Here is a 15,725-nt window from a genome sequence, read left to right as displayed (position 1 = left end):
GAGGAGAACCATGTCACCCCGGCTCGACGTATCGCGTACCCACATCGCGACGTCGGCATGTCCTCAGGGACCGACCGATTCCGACTCCGCTGCCGCGAGCGCCGTACCCGGCCCGCGCACCAGCACCCGCACCACCACGGCCCCGGCCCCGGCCCCGGCCACCGACGACGACTTCCCGGCCGAGGGGTTCGAGGGGCTCGAGGGCCTCCCGGAGATCCCGCACTACGCCGAAGTCGGCGCACTGGACGCCAGGGCGCTGTCGAAGACGCTCTTCGCGCGGCTCGAAACCCTCGAAGAGGGCACCCACGAGTACGCGTACGTCCGCAACACCCTCGTCGAACTGAACCTCGCGCTGGTCAAGTTCGCCGCGTCCCGGTTCCGCACCCGCAGCGAGCCCATGGAGGACATCGTCCAGGTCGGCACCATCGGCCTGATCAAGGCGATCGACCGCTTCGAGCTCAGCCGCGGCGTGGAGTTCCCGACCTTCGCGATGCCCACCATCATCGGCGAGATCAAGCGCTTCTTCCGCGACACCAGCTGGTCGGTGCGTGTCCCGCGCCGGCTCCAGGAACTGCGGCTCGACCTCGCCAAGGCGGGCGACGAACTGGCCCAGAAGCTGGATCGCGCGCCCACCGTCGACGAACTCGCCGAGCGCCTCGGCCTCAGCAGGGACGAGGTCGTCGAGGGCATGGCCGCGAGCAACGCGTACACCGCGAGCTCGCTGGACGCCAAGCCCGACGACCACGGCGACGGGCAGGAGGCCGCCCTCGCCGACCGCATCGGTTACGAGGACCACGGCCTCGAAGGCATCGAGTACGTCGAGTCCCTCAAGCCGCTGATCGCCTCGCTGCCGCTGCGCGACCGCACCATCCTCTCCCTGCGGTTCGTGGCCAACATGACGCAGTCGGAGATCGGTGAGGAACTCGGCATCTCGCAGATGCACGTGTCCCGGCTGCTCTCCCGGACCCTCGTCAAGCTCAGGAAGGGCCTGACCGTCGAGGAGTGAACCAGCCTCCCGCACACCGCGGGAACACCATTGCGGAAGGACCTGCCCAGGCCGACGGGCGGGTCCTTCCGCATTGTTGACGAAGTGCCACGCATTGGGCCACATTGGGCATGGTTCTGGGGGGAACACATGGCTCATGGTCAGAGCGGTCCGGCGGCCCGTGGCGTACCGGCGGCGGTGGGAGCGGCGGAATCGGCGATGGGCGCCCGGCTGGGCCGGGAGTGCCTGTACGTCCCGTCCTGCCGGCTGGGCCTCTATCTGGCGCTCCGTCACTGGTGCGAACCGGGCGGCAGAATCCTCATGTCCCCCGTCAACGACGACGTCATCCTCTTCGTCGTGCTCGCCGCCGGGCTGCGGCCCGTCCAGGCGCCCCTGTCCGCGACGGACGGCTCGATCGCCCCGGACGCCGTGCCCGAATCCCTCTGGCAGGGCCTCTCGGCCGTCCTCACCACCAATCTGTACGGCAACCCCGACCCGGCGGGCAGGCTGCGCGAGCGCTGCGACCGTCTCGGGATCGCGCTGATCGAGGACGCCGCGCACGCCATCGGGAGCACGTCGGACGGGCGGCCGGTCGGCACCTTCGGGGACGCGGCGGTCTTCAGCCTCTCCAAGCACGTCGGCGCGAAGTCCGGGGGCTTCCTCGCCGTCGCCGACCCGGCGCTGCGCGCACCGCTGGAGCGGGCCCGGGACGCGCTGCTCGACCCGGCCCGGCTCACCGCCGAACTCGCCTACGCCGTACGCCCGTACGCGGAATCGGCCGTACGCGGGCTGCGGCTGGCGCCCGCCGCGTGGTGGGCGCTGCGCCGTCTCGGCCTCACGGAACGGGAGGAGATCCGGATGCCGTTGAGACCCGGCGAGCTGCGCGGCGCGCTCGGCACCGCGCCCTCGCTGACCGGCTTCCACTCGTGGGTGCGCGTCGACATGCACGACTACCGCACCGCCCCCGGCCGGCTCCGCTCCCGCCGCGTCGGGCGCCTGCTGGGCCGGATCGACGAGCGGCTCGCCGCGCACCGGACGGGCACCGAGCGGCTCCTCTCGACCCGCTGGGCGGCCCCGGTCCGCCCCGGCGCGCCCGTGCAGCCGCTGTTCCGGGTGCCGTTGCTGGTGGCCGACCGGGACGCGGCCGTCGCCGCCCTTGCCCGCCGCCGGATCACCGTCGGCTATCTCTACGACCCGCCGCTCGACACCTATGCGGGCGAGCCCTTCACCGACCCGTCGCCCTCCCCCGGCAACGCCGCCTGGTTCGCCCGGCACGCCCTGCCCGTCGACCCGCTGCGGGCCGGGACCGTCGTCGGCGTCCTGGACGCGGCGGGCGCCGAGCCGGCGGGGGAGCTGCCCGGTGGCTGACACCGCCAGAGCGGGCCCGCCGAAGACCGTGACCGCCCCCGCGCCCGCACCGGAGGGCGCGAGCGGCGACTCGATGTTCCGCAACGCCTACGCCCTGATGCTCTCCACCGGTGTCTCCGCCGCCCTCGGACTCGGCTTCTGGCTGGTCGCCGCCCGCTACTACACCGAGGAGGCCGTCGGCCAGGGCTCCGCCGCCATCGCCGCGATGCGGCTCCTCGCCTCGGTCACCGCCACCACCATGATCGGCGCCGTCGTCCGCTACGTGCCCCGCGCCGGACGCGCCACCGGTTCGCTCGTCGCCCGTACCTACCTCGCGAGTTCCGTCGTCGTCTCGCTCGTCTGCGTGGTCTTCCTGCTCACCCTGGACCTGTGGGGGGACTCGTACGCGCCGCTCGGCACGCTCTCCGCCGGGCTGGTCTTCACCGGCTCCTGCGTCGCCTGGGCGGTCCTGACCCTCCAGGACGGGGTGCTGACGGGGCTGCGCAAGGCCGTCTGGGTGCCCGTCGGCAACGCGGTGTTCTCCCTCGGCAAGCTGCTGCTCCTCGCCGCGTTCGCGACCGCCCTGCCCGTCCTCGGGGTCTTCGTCTCCTGGGCCGCCGCCATCGCCCTGTCCGTACTGCCGCTCGGCTGGCTGGTCTTCCGCCGGCTGATCCCGCGTCAGGCCGCTGCCGACCGGGGCCGCGAACCGCCCGGGCTGCGGGAGATCGGACGCTTCCTGGCCGGTGACTCCGTCGGCGCGCTCTTCAGCCTCGCAATGATCAACCTGCTGCCCGTGATGGTCGCCGTCCGCTTCGACGCCGCTCACAACGGCTTCTTCTACATCGCCTACACCGTCGGCGGGACCATGGAGTTCATGGCCATCAACATGGCCTCCTCCCTCACGGCGCACGCCTCGCACAGCCCCGGCCGCCTGGCCGAGGGCGTACGGGGAGCGCTGCGGCGCATGGCGGTCCTGCTCGTCCCGGTCGTCCTCGTCCTGGTCCTCTTCGCCCCGTACATCCTCGCCCCCTTCGGCCCGGACTACGCGGCCCACGGCACCCTGGTGCTGCGGCTCCTGGCCGCCGCCGCCCTCCCCCGGGTCCTGGTCGAGCTGTACATCGGAGTGCTCCGGGTGCAGGGCCGCACCGGTGCGCTGGCCGTCCTCCAGGGCGCGATGTGCGTCCTGGTGCTGGGGAGCGCGGCCCTGCTGCTCGGCCCGCTGGGGATCGCCGGGGCCGGCTGGGCGATGCTGCTCGCGATGACGGCGGTGGCGACCGTGTCCGCGCTGGGCCTGCGCTCCGCGCTGACCGGCCGGACCCCGGGGGGCGCGCGGCGGCCGGCCCGGGGCGGCGAGGAGTTCGGGACGAGCTGGGCCAGGCTCGCGGCGCAGGGCCGGGACCGGCGGGCCGAGGCGTACGGGGCGGACCGGGCCTCCGGCACGGTGTTTCTCCGGGGCGCCCACGACACGGGGACGCCCGCCTTCGGCCCGCCGGTGCACGGGCCCGCAGCGCCTCCCGCTCCCTTGGCGTCCGCTGTGGCTGCCCGGTGGCTGTGGGGGCTGCTCGGGCTCGCGGCCGCGCTGTTTTGGGTGCCGCTGGCAAGGGCGGCGGACGTCGGCGCGGGGCCGCTGAGCGGTGCGGAGCTCGTCGGTGCGCTGCCGCCGGTCACCGTGACCGCCGGGGTGCTCATGGTCGTCGTCCACAGTGCGGCCGTCGCCCTGCACCGGCCCCGCCCGGCGCTGCTCGGCTCGGCCCTGCTGGTGACCGTCGCCGCCCTGCACTCCGCTCCGCCGCTCCTCGGCGTCCGGCCGGCCGCCGCCTCGCGGGAGTGGCACGGGACCCTCGCCGGCTTCCTCGCCGGGGCCGCGGGGCTCGACTCCCCCGCCGGGGTGCTGCGGGTCCTGCCCTTCGCGCTCCAGCTGCTCTGCCTGGCGCTGGCCGCGGTCCTGCTGCGGACCGCGGGGGCGCAGCGGCGGGCCACGGCGTCCGTGGTGTGGGTGCTCGCGGTCGCGGGCTGGGCGGCACAGGACGCCTTCGCCGCGGCCGGACTGCCTGTCTCCGCAGGGCTGTTCGCGGCCACGGCGGTGGTGTACGGGGTGCGCGGGTGGGTCAGCGGCCGGGCACCGGCTGCCTGAACCAGCTGTCCCGACCCGTTCAGCGGCCGGGGACCGGCTGCCTGAACCAGTCGTCCTGGCCGGCCGTGCGGTAGCCCTCCAGGCCGGGGCCGTCGTCGACCGTGAGGTCGCAGCCCTCGCCCGGCACCGCCCTGTTCCAGTGCACCAGCGCCTTGGCCCCGGGCATGGTCCGCGCCACCTCCGGGATCGCCTCGTACCACTCGCGCTGGCGGTCCTCGTCCGCCGGATCGGGCACCGTGGCGAACTCGGCGAACATCAGGGGCTTCTCGGCACTGATGTGGGTGCGCAGCCAGTCGTACGTCGGCCGCTGGCTGCGGTCGAAGCCCTTCCAGTCCGTGGTGTCGTGGCAGGTGAAGTAGTTGTACTGATCCATGCCGATCCAGTCGACGTAGTCGTCGCCCGGGTAGAGCCGCTCGAAGAGCTTCCCCGACGCGAGGTAGCCGGACACCGTCCACACCCACACCACGTTGTCCACACCGAGCTCCTCGAAGCGGTCGTGGAGGTGGCGGTAGGCGGCGACGTACTCCTTAGGTGTGCCCGCCTCACCGACACGGGCGTCGACCTCCTGGTCGAAGGAGAAGAACACCCGCTTCCCGTACGCCTTGATGCGCCGCGCCTGCGGGTCGATGATCTCGCGGTCGTACTCCCCGGACGCGATCCTCGCCCAGCCGAGCTGGTCCTCCGTCCAGTTCGCGTGGTGGGGCTCGCGCCAGACCGTGGACTCCCAGGCCAGCATCAGCAGCCGGTCCCTGCCGAGAATCTGCTCGTCGGGGGTCAGGAGCTGTCCGTCGAGCTCCGTGTTCGACATGTCGTGGTAGGTGTACAGGAGGTCGAGCTTCCGGCCGATCTTCTTCTCGAACGCGTACACCGCGTCCTTCAGCGAGCCGTTCTCCGCGTACGGCACATAGGCGCCCCACCAGGCTCCGCACGGGGGCACCAGGGTCTTCGTCGGGGCGCACGTACCGCCGGGGACCGGGCCGGTGGCGGCGTCGGCGGGGAGCTCGCCCGCGGAGGGCACCCGCCCGTCCGCCTCCTCGGACGACGGGGTGCCGAACCAGGCGAGCAGGCCCGTCAGCAGGGCGGCGACGGCGACCAGGGCGAGCACCGGATACGTGCGCGGGGTGCGGTGGCGGGTCATCGGCGCCTCACGGGTGTCGCCCCGGTCCGCTCGACGGCGCCCCGGGTGGCGGCGGGCAGCGGAAGCCCGGGGAGGGCGGCGGCGAGGGTGGTGAGCGCGGCGAGCACCACCAGGAACGACGTTCCCGAGAAGCGCTCCACGAGGAAGAGCGCGGTGGCCGCGAGGACGCCCACGGAGAGCCCGAGCGGCGCGGCGAGCGCCGCCGCTTCGAGGCGGGCCCCCTGCCTGAGCGGGCCCGGCTGCGGATACAGCAGGGCGAGCCCGGGACCGAAGCAGACGAAGAGGAGCACCGGTGCCCAGCGCAGGGGCGCTCCTGACGGCAGCGCGGTCGCGGCGAGCGCCACCCACCCGGAGAGCGCCAGGGCGACTCTGGTCCGGATCTGCCTGGCGGGGAACGCCGGTTGCCGGTTCTGGGACACGTCGCTGCCTTCCTGTTCCGGGGTCTGCCGTTCGGCCGGGCTGTTCCGGGTTCTGCCGTTCGGTCGGGCTGTTCCGGGTTCTGCCGTTCGGCCGGGCCTCAGGGGCTGTCGTAGCGGAGCACCACGCCGTGTCCGGTGCGCTCCACGACGCGGAACAGCGGAGAGGCGGTGAGGTCCCTGGTCAGCCGGGCGAAGCCGCCGGGGGGCAGGAGCCCCTCTCCGGCGGTGTAGATGTCCTGGGTGCGCGTGAGGATGACGTAGGCCGTGGTACCCGCGGGCAGCCTGGCCGACAGATAGCCCGCCGGGTCCTTGAGCACCTCGATGTTCTCGGGCAGCTCCTGCTCGGCGAAGAACCAGTGTTCGAGCTGGTCGTAGCGGTGCAGCGCCTGCGGGAAGGAGCCCGTGGTGGCCAGGATCAGTGACCCTTCGGGGGCCCTGTCGAGGGTCCGGGTGACGAGCGCGGTCTCCGCGGGCGGGGTGTAGTTCATCCGCTCCTTGCCGTAGTAGGACGGCATGAAGCCCGTCGTCAGCGCGATCAGCGCCACCGGGAGCGCGATCGCGCAGACCCTGCGAACGGCGGGACGCACCCGGTGCGCCCCGAGCCCCCCGGCTGCGGGCACGAGCGCGGCGGCGGCGAGGAACGCGGCGCCGGGGAGCGCGAACAGATAGACCCGGAAGAGCATTTCGCCGCCGTAGTCGTTGACGGCGAACAGGGGTACGGGGGCGAGCGAGGCCAGCAGCAGCGGCAGGGAGCTGTGCACCAGGCGGCGGCGCAGCAGGAGGGCCGTACCGGCGAGTGCGGCGAGGGCCAGCACCATGAGGATGCTCGCCCGTCCCGCGAGCTCGGGTCCCGCCCCCGTGAGCTCGCCCGCGTATCCGGCGCGGGAGTTCTGGGTGAGCCGGCCGAGCGAGTCCCGCAGGGTGCCCAGGGTCTCCATGAACAGCGGGCGGCCCATGGTGAGGTCCCAGGCCAGCATGAGCAGCGCGGCCACGGCGAGGAGCCCGGGGTTGCGGTAGCGGCGGGTGAGGCAGAGGGCGAGCAGGGTGACGCAGAGCATCACCGGGGTCAGCTGGTGCACCGCGTTCACGGCGAGGACGAGCGGGGCGAGGACCACCACGCACACCGCGCGCTGCCGGGTGCCGGTGGGCGGCGGGACCGCCGCTGCGGCCGGGTCGAGATACGCACGCGAGCGCAGCCTCCCCGCCGAACCGGGCCGCACGAAGTGCCGTACGACCACGGTGAGTACGGCGAGATGGAGGAGGAAGGCGAGGCCCTGCGGGGCGAGGTAGTCCTGCCCCACCCAGTTGGCGAGCTGGAAGATCCAGACAGCGGTCCAGACGAGCCGCCAGTCCTCGCTGAAGGTGCGGTAGAGGAGGACCAGGACGGGCATCATCAGCAGGCCGAGGACGATGGGTGCCCAGTTCAGATAGGCGGCGGCGCTCTCGGCACCGGAGGCGCGTACGAGGCCGGCGTTGAGCGTGAAGAAGCCGGGCCACTGGTCGTACGCCGACATGTTGCCTGACAGGCCCTCGCCGGGGCGCAGTTCGCCGTTGGCCAGCAGATGGTTGATCACGGCGTCGTGCTTGGAGGCCCAGGGGTAGCGCTCGGAGTCGTAGAGCACGGCCGGGACGCCCTTGAGGGCCATCAGCAGACCGGCGCAGTGGAGCGCGGGCCACCACGGTGCCGTGCCCGCGCGGCGGAGGCTGGCCAGGAAGCCGGCGGTCAGGACGAGCAGGGAGAGGTAGTAGGTGAGGGGCAGCCGGTCCAGGAGTCCGTACTCGCCCATCGAGCGGAATCCGATGTGCGGCAGCGAGAGGGTCCAGAGCCCGGCTGCCAGGAGTAACGGCAGCCAGGTCAGCAGCGACCGGGGCCCCGGCGCGCCGGGAAAGCGGCGGGCCGCCTTCCCGGGGGCGGTGCCCGGCGGCCGGCCGGGGGGCACCGGCCCGGCGCTCCCTCCGGCGTCCCCCTTGACCGGCACGGGCACATGCTGTGGCACGGTGCGACTCCCCCCACGGATGTGGTCGCGGCCGTCACGCCGCTGTCCCCTTAAGCGAAGTATAGGAATGTGCTTCGGCTTTGTGGCGCTCTCGCCGTTTTCTCCGTGCTGCCGCGGCGCACCGGCTCAGCCCGCGAACTCCGGACCCCGCACGGCTGCCCGGGCCCTGCGGTACCACCGCCACCCCACGGTCGGCGGCGCGTCGGGGAACGGGGCCACCCGCGCTCCCCGGCCGCCCATCCAGCGCTCGACGTCCCGGGCGGTGTGGCTCCGGCGCAGGATCAGCCGTGCGATCCGGAACGGCTCGTCCCTGGCGGAGCTCAGCGCGTGCCGGACGGCCACCGCGCTCTCGTAACCGGCGGCCCGTGCGGCACGGCGCACGCGCGGGCTGTTGTAGCCGTGCGGATAGGCGAGGTGGGTCACCTCATGGCCCAGCACGTCCTCCAACGCCGCCCTGGAGTCGGCGAGTTCGGCCCGTAGCGCCGGGCCGGACAGGGTGTCCAGCTGGGCGTGGGTGACGGTGTGGGCGCCCACCTCGATGCCGTACTGCTCCAGCAGCGGGGCCTGCCCGAGGCTCATCATCGGCGCGGGCGGCAGGAGGCTGCCGCCTGCCTGGGTCAGCGCCCCGGTGGTCAGATAGGCGGTGGCGGGCATCGAACGCCCGGCCAGTGCCTCGGCCGTCGCACCCGGCAGATCGGCGAAGCCGTCGTCGAAGGTGAGGACGACGGGACGCTCCGGCAGCGGCTCCCGTCCCACGAGATGGGCGACGAGGGCGCTGAGCGGGACGGGCGTACGGCCGCCCGCCGCGATCGCGTCCAGCTGGGCGGCGAACGACCGTGGCGTGACGGTGAACTCGGCGATCCAGTCCGGCGGATCGTCCATCACGGCGTGGTAGAGCAGCACCGGAATCCGGGATGCCGGCCCCGGGCCTTCGGGCCTGCCGGGCCCGAACGGCCTTCCGGCGCCGATGGGCCTGCCGGGTCCGATGGGCCTTCCGGGGCCGCTGGGCCTTCCGGACGCGTCCGGTCCGTGCGGGCTCATCGCCCCTCCCCGGGTCGTGCCGCGCCACGGAGCGCCAGCCGCGCGCGTACGTATCCGAGGGGGCCGTAGAGCAGACCGCGCCGCTCCAGCCGGGACAGATGCCGGGGCCACGGGTACGTGTACGCACCGTGCGCACCGGGAACACCCGCGCGCCCGGCCGCGCCGTCGGCCCGTGGCGCCGTCATCGCCCGGGCATGGGCGAGGCCGCGCGGCAGCCGGGCCAGGAGGGGCGGCAGCAGCGCCGGCCTGCGGACCAGGAGCGCGGTGAGGCAGGCGGTGAGCCCGGCGCCGTAGCCGTAGGCCTGCCCGCACAGGTCGCCCCAGCGCTCCCGGTGGTGGTGCCAGACGATCGCGTCCGGGGTGTAGAGCAGCGGATGGCCCTCGGCGAGCAGCCGTACGAAGGCGTAGAGGTCGTCGCCGCCCCTCGCGGGGGTTCCGGTGCCGGTGGCCGGGTCGAAGCCGCCGACCGCCTTCAGCGGACCCGCCCGGAAGGCCATGTTGGCGCCGGAGCCGAAGCGTCCGGCGGTGAAGGGGAAGAGCGGCTCGTCGGCGGGCGGGTGCGCGGGGTCGTAGCGGCGCTCGGCGAACCCCTTGGCGAAACCGCCGTGACTCTCCAGCAGGATCTGCGCCGGGGTGCTGAGCCTGGCGGGCAGGATCAGACCCGTGACGCAGGCCAGCCGGGGGTCCTCGCCGAAGGGCAGGGTGAGGGCGCTGAGCCAGTGCGGGTCGGCGATGACGTCGTCGTCGGTGAAGGCGAGGACGCCGGCCTCGGCGACGGCGCCCCCCCTGTTGTGCGCGGCGGCCAGCCCCGGCACCGGCTCCCGCACGTAGCGCACGCCCCGCCCGGCATACACCGACGAGACGAGATCGCGGGTGGCGGTGGTGGCCGGGGCGTTGTCGACGACCACGACGTCGAAGTCCGGGTGGTCCTGCGTGAGCAGCGAATCGAGGGCTCGGGCGAGCTGCCCGGGGCGCTCACGGGTCGCCACGACGACCGTGGCGCGGGGGATGTCCCCCCGTCCGGCGCCCCCGCCCCGTGCTTCCCCGGTAGGCCCGTTCCCGGTCGACCCGCTCCCGGTCGGCCCGCTCCCGGTCGGCCCGTCCCCGGCAGGCGCCCCGGGCAGCGCCAGCTCGTCCGCGGCCTGCTTCGCCAGGACGGAGGCCGCGTCCTCGCCCCTGCGGACCCGCCCGACGACCGTGCCGACCGGCCGCCCCCGCAGCCGCACGAGGGCGAAGATCCGCAGGTCGTCGCCGTCCCTCGGGGCGTCCTCCAAGGGCGGGCCGCCGGGTGCGGGGGCGATCCGCACACCCGAGCCGTCCCGCGCGTCGAGCTCCAGCTCGGCCACGGCCAGTCCCACGAGCCGGCCGATGCCGGGTAACCGCGCTGTGCTGTCCGCCTGTTCGTTCCCGTACGGCATCCGGTCCCCCCGGTCGCGATCGCTATGGACGTTTCGGTTCGCGCAGCCGGCCGGCCCGTTCGAGGCCGCGCCGCGCCAGGCCCGCGAGCCGGGGCCGTTTCGTCACGAAGCCGTGGGCGCGCCGGGACGGCTCGCGGCCCAGCCACTGGAGCGCCGCACCCGCGCCCGGCCTGACCGACGCGCCCTCGTACACCGTCAGTTCACCGGTCTTCAGGGCGTCCTTGTACTCGGCGGCCCCGCGCCCCATGTCGAGCGTCCCGATGCCGTCGTCCGCCGCCGCCCGGGCCATCCGCAGATGGAGGATCAGCCCCGGGGAGTACTTCGCGAACCCCGGGTCGTAGGCCGGGAACCAGCACGAGAGCACCGTCCGCGAGCGGAGCCCGAAGTGGGCCGCCACGGGGCGGTCACCGGCGTACAGGACCGAGAGCAGGCCCGAGCAGCCCGGCGCCCCGGTGTGGAACAGGAACTCCACGAGGCCGCGGATCCACTGCTTGGCGAAGCGGTCGCGGCGGCCGGTCCTGCGGTACTGCGCGGACTTCCACTCCATCAGCGTCCGCAGCGCCGCCGGGTCGCGCTCGTCGAGGACGAACCGGACCTCGCCCGCGTCCCGGCCGAGCTTGCGCTCCTTGGCCAGGGTGGTCCTGAGGAACTTCGGCGACTGCGCGCGCAGCACCTTCTCGTAGCTCTCGTACCCCTCGCCGACATCGATGACGTACGAGGCGTACGAGCGGGCGGCGTCCGGCTCGAAGAGGCCCTGCCCCTCCTCCAGGTTGTCGAACTCCCATGTGGTGAGGCCGCAGGCCCGCAGCAGCTCCTTCGTGTCCAGCCGGAGTCCGGGGCGCAGCACCGCGCCCTGGAGGTCGGACACGCCCAGGCCGATCGCCCGGCCGTGCCCCAGCCGCCCCCGCTCGAAGGGGAGGAAGCCGCCCGTCCCCCCGGCGCCGTCACCGATCACGGCCACCCTCGCGCGGGGCCGGACACGGCCGACGGCGAGGGTGAATTCCGGTTCCATGAACGGATGGGCCGGTGCTCCGGACTTCGCCCGCAGCTCCCGCCAGGTCTCGATGTCCCCCGCGCCCAGATCTCCGGGCCTGACCACACGTATGCGCCGACCGCTCATAAGACCCCCCGGTCCTGCCCCCTGAGCCACGCCGTGCAGAACGGTACCGGGCGCGGTCACTCCGCGGTAGACAGCCGCGACATCTGGTGACCGACCGGTGAAAATCGGGTCCGGCGCCTCCGGTGCGTCACACGACCCGCTCCCCGCTCCGCCATACGGCCCTGACCAGCGGGACTCCCGGCCGGTAGGCGAGATGGACATGGCTGGGGGCGTCGAGGAGCACGAGGTCGGCGCGGGCTCCCGGGGCGATGCGGCCGATGTCGGTGCGCCGGAGCGCGGCGGCGCCTCCGGCGGTGGCCGACCAGACCGCCTCGCCGGGAGTCATGCCCATGTCCCGTACCGCGAGGGCGATGCAGAACGGCATGGAGGAGGTGAAGGAGGAGCCGGGGTTGCAGTCCGTCGACAGGGCGACGGTCGCGCCCGCGCCGAGGATGCGGCGGGCGTCCGGCCATGCGGCGCGGGTGGAGAACTCGGCGCCGGGGAGGAGGGTGGCGACCGTGCTGCCCTGGCCGAGCGCGTCGAGGTCGGCGTCGTCGAGGTGGGTGCAGTGGTCGGCGGAGGCCGCGCCGAGCTCGACGGCGAGCCGGACACCGGGACCGTGGCCGAGCTGGTTGGCGTGGACGCGGGGGTGCAGACCCCTGGCCAGGCCCGCGGTGAGGACCGTGCGCGCCTGGTCCTCGTCGAAGGCGCCCCGCTCGCAGAAGACGTCGATCCAGCGGGCGTACGGGGCACAGGCGTCCAGCATCGGCCCGGTGACCAGGTCCACGTAGGCGGCGGGGTCGTCGGCGTAGTCGGGGGCCACGATGTGGGCGCCGAGGAAGGTGACTTCGTCGGTGTGGCGGGCGGCGATCCGCAGGGAGCGCGCCTCGTCCTCGACGGTGAGTCCGTAGCCGGACTTGGTCTCGGCGGTGGTGGTGCCCTGCCGGAGTGCCTCGGCGAGATAGCGCGCGACGTTGGCGGACAGGTCCTCGTCGGATGCCGCGCGGGTGGCGGACACGGTCGTGCGGATGCCGCCCGCGGAGTAGGGGCGTCCGGACATGCGGGCGTTGAACTCGGCGGTGCGGTCCCCCGCGAACACGAGGTGGGAGTGGGAGTCCACGAAGCCGGGGATCACGGCCCGGCCGCCCGCGTCGACGGCGTTGTCGGTGGCGGGTGCTTTGCTGGATTCACCGGTCCAGACGACGCGGTCGCCCTCGATGACGACGGCCGCGTCCCGGATCAGTCCGAGGGGGGTTCCGTCACCGAGGGAGGGGTCGTTGGTGACCAGGTTCGCAATGCGGGTGAGGGCGGTCGTCGGGGCGGTCGTCGTCATCCGGGCTCGGCTTTCGTCGGGTTCGCCGCCCGGCTGGCTGCCGGGGCTCGGGCGGGGGGCGTTCTTCGGGGCGTACTGCCAGGCGGGTTCAGGGGCCGGCCGCCGGTGTGGGGGCGGTCCAGGGACTTGCCCCCGGCCGGGAGGCCGTTCCGGGGCGGGGCGGGGCCCCAGGCAGCCGTACGGGCAGCCGTCCGGCCGGGGCCCGGGGCGGGTGTTCAGCCGTGCCCGTGCAGGGCGGCGATGGCGGAGGCCAGCGCTCCCGGCACGTCCTCGATCCGGGTGTGCCGACCGTCCCGGACGATGTGCCGTCCCGCCACCACGGTGTGCCGCACATCCGCCGCGGAGGCTGCGAATACGGCCGCTTCCGCGGCGAGTCTCGGCACCGGCCCCGCCGTCCTGACGGAGTCCAGCGCGACGGTGGTCAGATCGGCCGGCGCGCCCGGTTCGAGCACGCCCGCGTCCGGGCGGCCGAGCGCGGCGTGCCCCTCGGCGGAGGCGGCCCTCAGCAGTGCGGCGGCGGTCCAGTGCCCGCGCACATGGCTGCGCAGGCGTTCGTTGAGCTCCATCGCCCGGGCCTCCTCGAAGAGGTCGATCACGGCGTGGCTGTCGCTGCCCAGCGAGAGCGGGGAGCCCGCGCCCTGGAGCGCGGCGGCGGGGCCGATGCCGTCCGCGAGGTCGCGTTCGGTGGTGGGGCACATGCAGGTGCCCGTCCGGGAGCTGCCCAGCAGCTCGATGTCTTCGGCGGTGAGGTGGGTGTTGTGGATGCCGGTGGTGCCGGGCCCGAGGACGCCATGGTCGGCGAGGAGCCGGGCCGGGGTGCGGCCGTGGGCGGCGAGGCAGGCGTCGTTCTCCGCCGTCTGCTCGGAGAGATGGACGTGGAGCGGGGCCGCCCGCTCCCGTGCCCACTCCGCGACGGTGGAGAGCTGTCCGGCCGGGACGGCGCGCACGGAGTGGATCGCGGCGCCGATCAGTGCCTGGTCGCCGTCGCCCTTGAGGAGGGAGGCGCGCTCCGCCCAGGCGTCGGCGGTGGTGTCGGAGAAGCGGAGCTGGTGCCGGTCGGGCTTCGCGCCGAATCCGGCGGCGAGATAGGCGGTGTCGAGCAGGGTGATGCGGATGCCCGCCTCGGCGGCGGCCGCGATCAGGGCCTCGCCCATGGCGTTCGGATCGTCGTAGGGCGTTCCGCCGGGCGCGTGGTGGAGGTAGTGGAACTCGCCCACGGCGGTGATGCCCGCGAGCGCCATCTCGGCGTACGTGGCACGGGCCAGGTCGTAGTAGGTGTCGGGGGTGAGCCGGGCCGCCGTGCGGTACATCGTCTCGCGCCAGGTCCAGAAGGTGCCGGAGCCCACCTGGACGGTGGAGCGCAGCGCCCGGTGGAAGGCGTGCGAGTGGGTGTTGGCCAGCCCCGGGACGGTCAGGCCGCGCAGTGTGGTGGCACCGGGCGGCGGCGCGTCGATGCCCGTACGGACACCGGCGATACGCCCTCCGGCCACGTCCAGCAGGACCCCCGGTTCGACATGGGTGCCGAGCCAGGCGTGGGACATCCAGTACGTCGCGGTGACCGGTGTGCCCGTAGGTTGCGTTGTCAGCTGCACGCGAGACCTTCCAGTACGTCGGCGAGTGCCTCCACCCCGGCCACGCAGTCGTCCTCCGAGGCGTGCTCGGCGGGTGAGTGCGAGATCCCGGTGGGGTTCCGTACGAACAGCATGGCGGTCGGCACGGAAGCGGACAAAATACCCGCGTCGTGTCCGGCCCCCGTGCCGAGCACGGGCACAGTCCGCCCCGCGTCGTCCGGACCGCGCAGCCCGAGCAGCCGGCGGATCTCGTCCCGCAGCGCGTGCTGGAACTCCACGACGGGCGAGAACGACTCGCGTACGACGGCGAGATCGATCCCGGCCCGCTCGGCGTGCTCCCGCGCGGCCCGCTCGACACCGGTGACGACGGCGTCGAGGGTGGCCTGGTCGACGGCGCGCGAGTCGAGCCAGCCCCGCACGAGGGAGGGGATCGCGTTGACGCCGTTCGGCTCCACCGCGATCTTGCCGAAGGTCGCGAGGCCGCCGGCGAGCTCCGCCTCGCGCCGGGCGGCGAGCACCGTCTCGGCGTAGGTGAGCATCGGGTCGCGCCGGTCGGCGAGCCGTGTGGTGCCCGCGTGGTTGGCCTCGCCCCGGAAGTCGAACCGCCAGCGGCCGTGCGGCCAGATGGCCGAGGCGACGCCCACCGGGTCCCCGCTCAGGTCGAGTGCGCGCCCCTGCTCCACATGGAGCTCGACGAACGCGCCGATCCGGGCCAGGCGTTCGGGGTCGGGCCCGATGGCGTCGGGGTCGTGGCCGGCCGCCTCCATGGCCTGCGGGAGCGAGACACCGTCCCCGTCGCGGAGCCGGTGCGCGTCCTCGGCGGTCAGCTGTCCGGCGGCGAGCCGGGACCCGACACAGGCGAGCCCGAAGCGGGCGCCCTCCTCGTCACCGAAGTTGGTGATGGCGAAGGGCCTGGTGAACACCGCTCTCCTGCGGCGGAGTTCGTCCAGGGCGGCGAAGGAGGACACCACACCGAGGGGCCCGTCGAAGGCGCCGCCGTCGGGCACGGAGTCGAGATGGGAGCCGGTGACCACGGCGTCCCCGGCGAGCGGGTCGCCGAGCCAGGCCCACTGGTTGCCGTTGCGGTCGGTCTCGGTGACCAGGCCGCGCGCCTCGGCCTGCGCCCGGAACCACAGACGGCACTCGGCGTCCGCCCCGGTCCAGGCGTAGCGGCGGTAGCCGCCGGAGGCGTCGCTGCGGCCGATGGGCAGCAGTGAGCGCCACATGGCGTGGAAGGTGTCGC

At 74.1% G+C, this 15,725-nt stretch carries 12 protein-coding genes; 3 read left to right on the top strand and 9 right to left on the bottom strand.

Going from position 1 to position 15,725, the window contains the following annotated elements:
• The first annotated feature begins 10 nt into the window (after nucleotides 1–10).
• The 3 genes from ACWCQM_RS31730 (at nucleotide 11) to ACWCQM_RS31720 (ending at nucleotide 4,466) form a co-directional block, all read left to right on the top strand.
• A complete protein-coding gene (locus ACWCQM_RS31730; RefSeq protein ID WP_450918516.1) occupies nucleotides 11–1,006 on the top strand; it encodes an RNA polymerase sigma factor SigF in 996 nt (331 codons plus the stop codon).
• A gap of 198 nt (nucleotides 1,007–1,204) precedes the next feature.
• Entirely contained in the window at nucleotides 1,205–2,353 is a 1,149-nt protein-coding gene (locus ACWCQM_RS31725) for a DegT/DnrJ/EryC1/StrS family aminotransferase (RefSeq protein ID WP_450918556.1), read from the top strand.
• Nucleotides 2,346–4,466 (top strand): lipopolysaccharide biosynthesis protein, encoded by a 2,121-nt coding sequence (locus tag ACWCQM_RS31720; protein WP_450918515.1) that lies wholly within the window; start codon nucleotides 2,346–2,348, stop codon nucleotides 4,464–4,466. The genes ACWCQM_RS31725 and ACWCQM_RS31720 overlap by 8 nt, the downstream gene beginning before the upstream one ends.
• Nucleotides 4,467–4,485: 19 nt before the next feature.
• Here ACWCQM_RS31720 and ACWCQM_RS31715 read toward each other — a convergent pair whose 3' ends face one another.
• The 9 genes from ACWCQM_RS31715 to ACWCQM_RS31675 form a co-directional block, all read right to left on the bottom strand.
• On the bottom strand, nucleotides 4,486–5,604 hold the full coding sequence (locus ACWCQM_RS31715; protein WP_450918514.1) for a glycoside hydrolase family 26 protein: 1,119 nt from the start codon (nucleotides 5,602–5,604) through the stop codon (nucleotides 4,486–4,488).
• Nucleotides 5,601–6,023, bottom strand: coding sequence for a hypothetical protein (locus ACWCQM_RS31710; protein WP_450918513.1), 423 nt, complete (start codon nucleotides 6,021–6,023; stop codon nucleotides 5,601–5,603). The genes ACWCQM_RS31715 and ACWCQM_RS31710 overlap by 4 nt, the downstream gene beginning before the upstream one ends.
• A gap of 98 nt (nucleotides 6,024–6,121) precedes the next feature.
• Entirely contained in the window at nucleotides 6,122–8,020 is a 1,899-nt protein-coding gene (locus ACWCQM_RS31705; RefSeq protein ID WP_450918512.1) for a hypothetical protein, read from the bottom strand.
• A gap of 126 nt (nucleotides 8,021–8,146) precedes the next feature.
• Nucleotides 8,147–8,902, bottom strand: a complete 756-nt coding sequence (locus ACWCQM_RS31700; protein WP_450918511.1) for a polysaccharide deacetylase family protein — start codon at nucleotides 8,900–8,902, stop codon at nucleotides 8,147–8,149.
• Between the two features lie 155 nt (nucleotides 8,903–9,057).
• Nucleotides 9,058–10,413 (bottom strand): glycosyltransferase family 2 protein, encoded by a 1,356-nt coding sequence (locus ACWCQM_RS31695; RefSeq protein WP_450918555.1) that lies wholly within the window; start codon nucleotides 10,411–10,413, stop codon nucleotides 9,058–9,060.
• A gap of 88 nt (nucleotides 10,414–10,501) precedes the next feature.
• Nucleotides 10,502–11,599, bottom strand: coding sequence for a GNAT family N-acetyltransferase (locus ACWCQM_RS31690; RefSeq protein WP_450918510.1), 1,098 nt, complete (start codon nucleotides 11,597–11,599; stop codon nucleotides 10,502–10,504).
• Nucleotides 11,600–11,726: 127 nt separating this feature from the next.
• Nucleotides 11,727–12,911: an imidazolonepropionase gene (gene hutI / locus ACWCQM_RS31685; RefSeq protein ID WP_450918509.1), complete on the bottom strand. Its 1,185-nt coding sequence runs from the start codon at nucleotides 12,909–12,911 to the stop codon at nucleotides 11,727–11,729.
• Nucleotides 12,912–13,126: 215 nt separating this feature from the next.
• Entirely contained in the window at nucleotides 13,127–14,503 is a 1,377-nt protein-coding gene (locus ACWCQM_RS31680) for a formimidoylglutamate deiminase (protein ID WP_450918508.1), read from the bottom strand.
• Nucleotides 14,494–15,708, bottom strand: coding sequence for an allantoate amidohydrolase (locus ACWCQM_RS31675; RefSeq protein ID WP_450918554.1), 1,215 nt, complete (start codon nucleotides 15,706–15,708; stop codon nucleotides 14,494–14,496). The genes ACWCQM_RS31680 and ACWCQM_RS31675 overlap by 10 nt, the downstream gene beginning before the upstream one ends.
• Nucleotides 15,709–15,725 lie beyond the last annotated feature (17 nt).

Source organism: Streptomyces sp. NPDC002125, from assembly GCF_053593715.1.
Note: the sequence above shows the minus strand (reverse complement) of the source record. Positions and strands in the feature narration are given on the sequence as shown.

Excerpts from the sequence above, each read along its gene's own strand:
- ACWCQM_RS31725 (WP_450918556.1), top strand. The coding sequence starts at position 1,205 with ATGGGCGCCCGGCTGGGCCGGGAGTGCCTGTACGTCCCGTCCTGCCGG.
- ACWCQM_RS31730 (WP_450918516.1), top strand. The coding sequence starts at position 11 with ATGTCACCCCGGCTCGACGTATCGCGTACCCACATCGCGACGTCGGCA.
- ACWCQM_RS31715 (WP_450918514.1), bottom strand. The coding sequence starts at position 5,604 with ATGACCCGCCACCGCACCCCGCGCACGTATCCGGTGCTCGCCCTGGTC.
- ACWCQM_RS31690 (WP_450918510.1), bottom strand. The coding sequence starts at position 11,599 with ATGAGCGGTCGGCGCATACGTGTGGTCAGGCCCGGAGATCTGGGCGCG.
- ACWCQM_RS31700 (WP_450918511.1), bottom strand. The coding sequence starts at position 8,902 with ATGGACGATCCGCCGGACTGGATCGCCGAGTTCACCGTCACGCCACGG.
- hutI (WP_450918509.1), bottom strand. The coding sequence starts at position 12,911 with ATGACGACGACCGCCCCGACGACCGCCCTCACCCGCATTGCGAACCTG.
- ACWCQM_RS31675 (WP_450918554.1), bottom strand. The coding sequence starts at position 15,708 with ATGTGGCGCTCACTGCTGCCCATCGGCCGCAGCGACGCCTCCGGCGGC.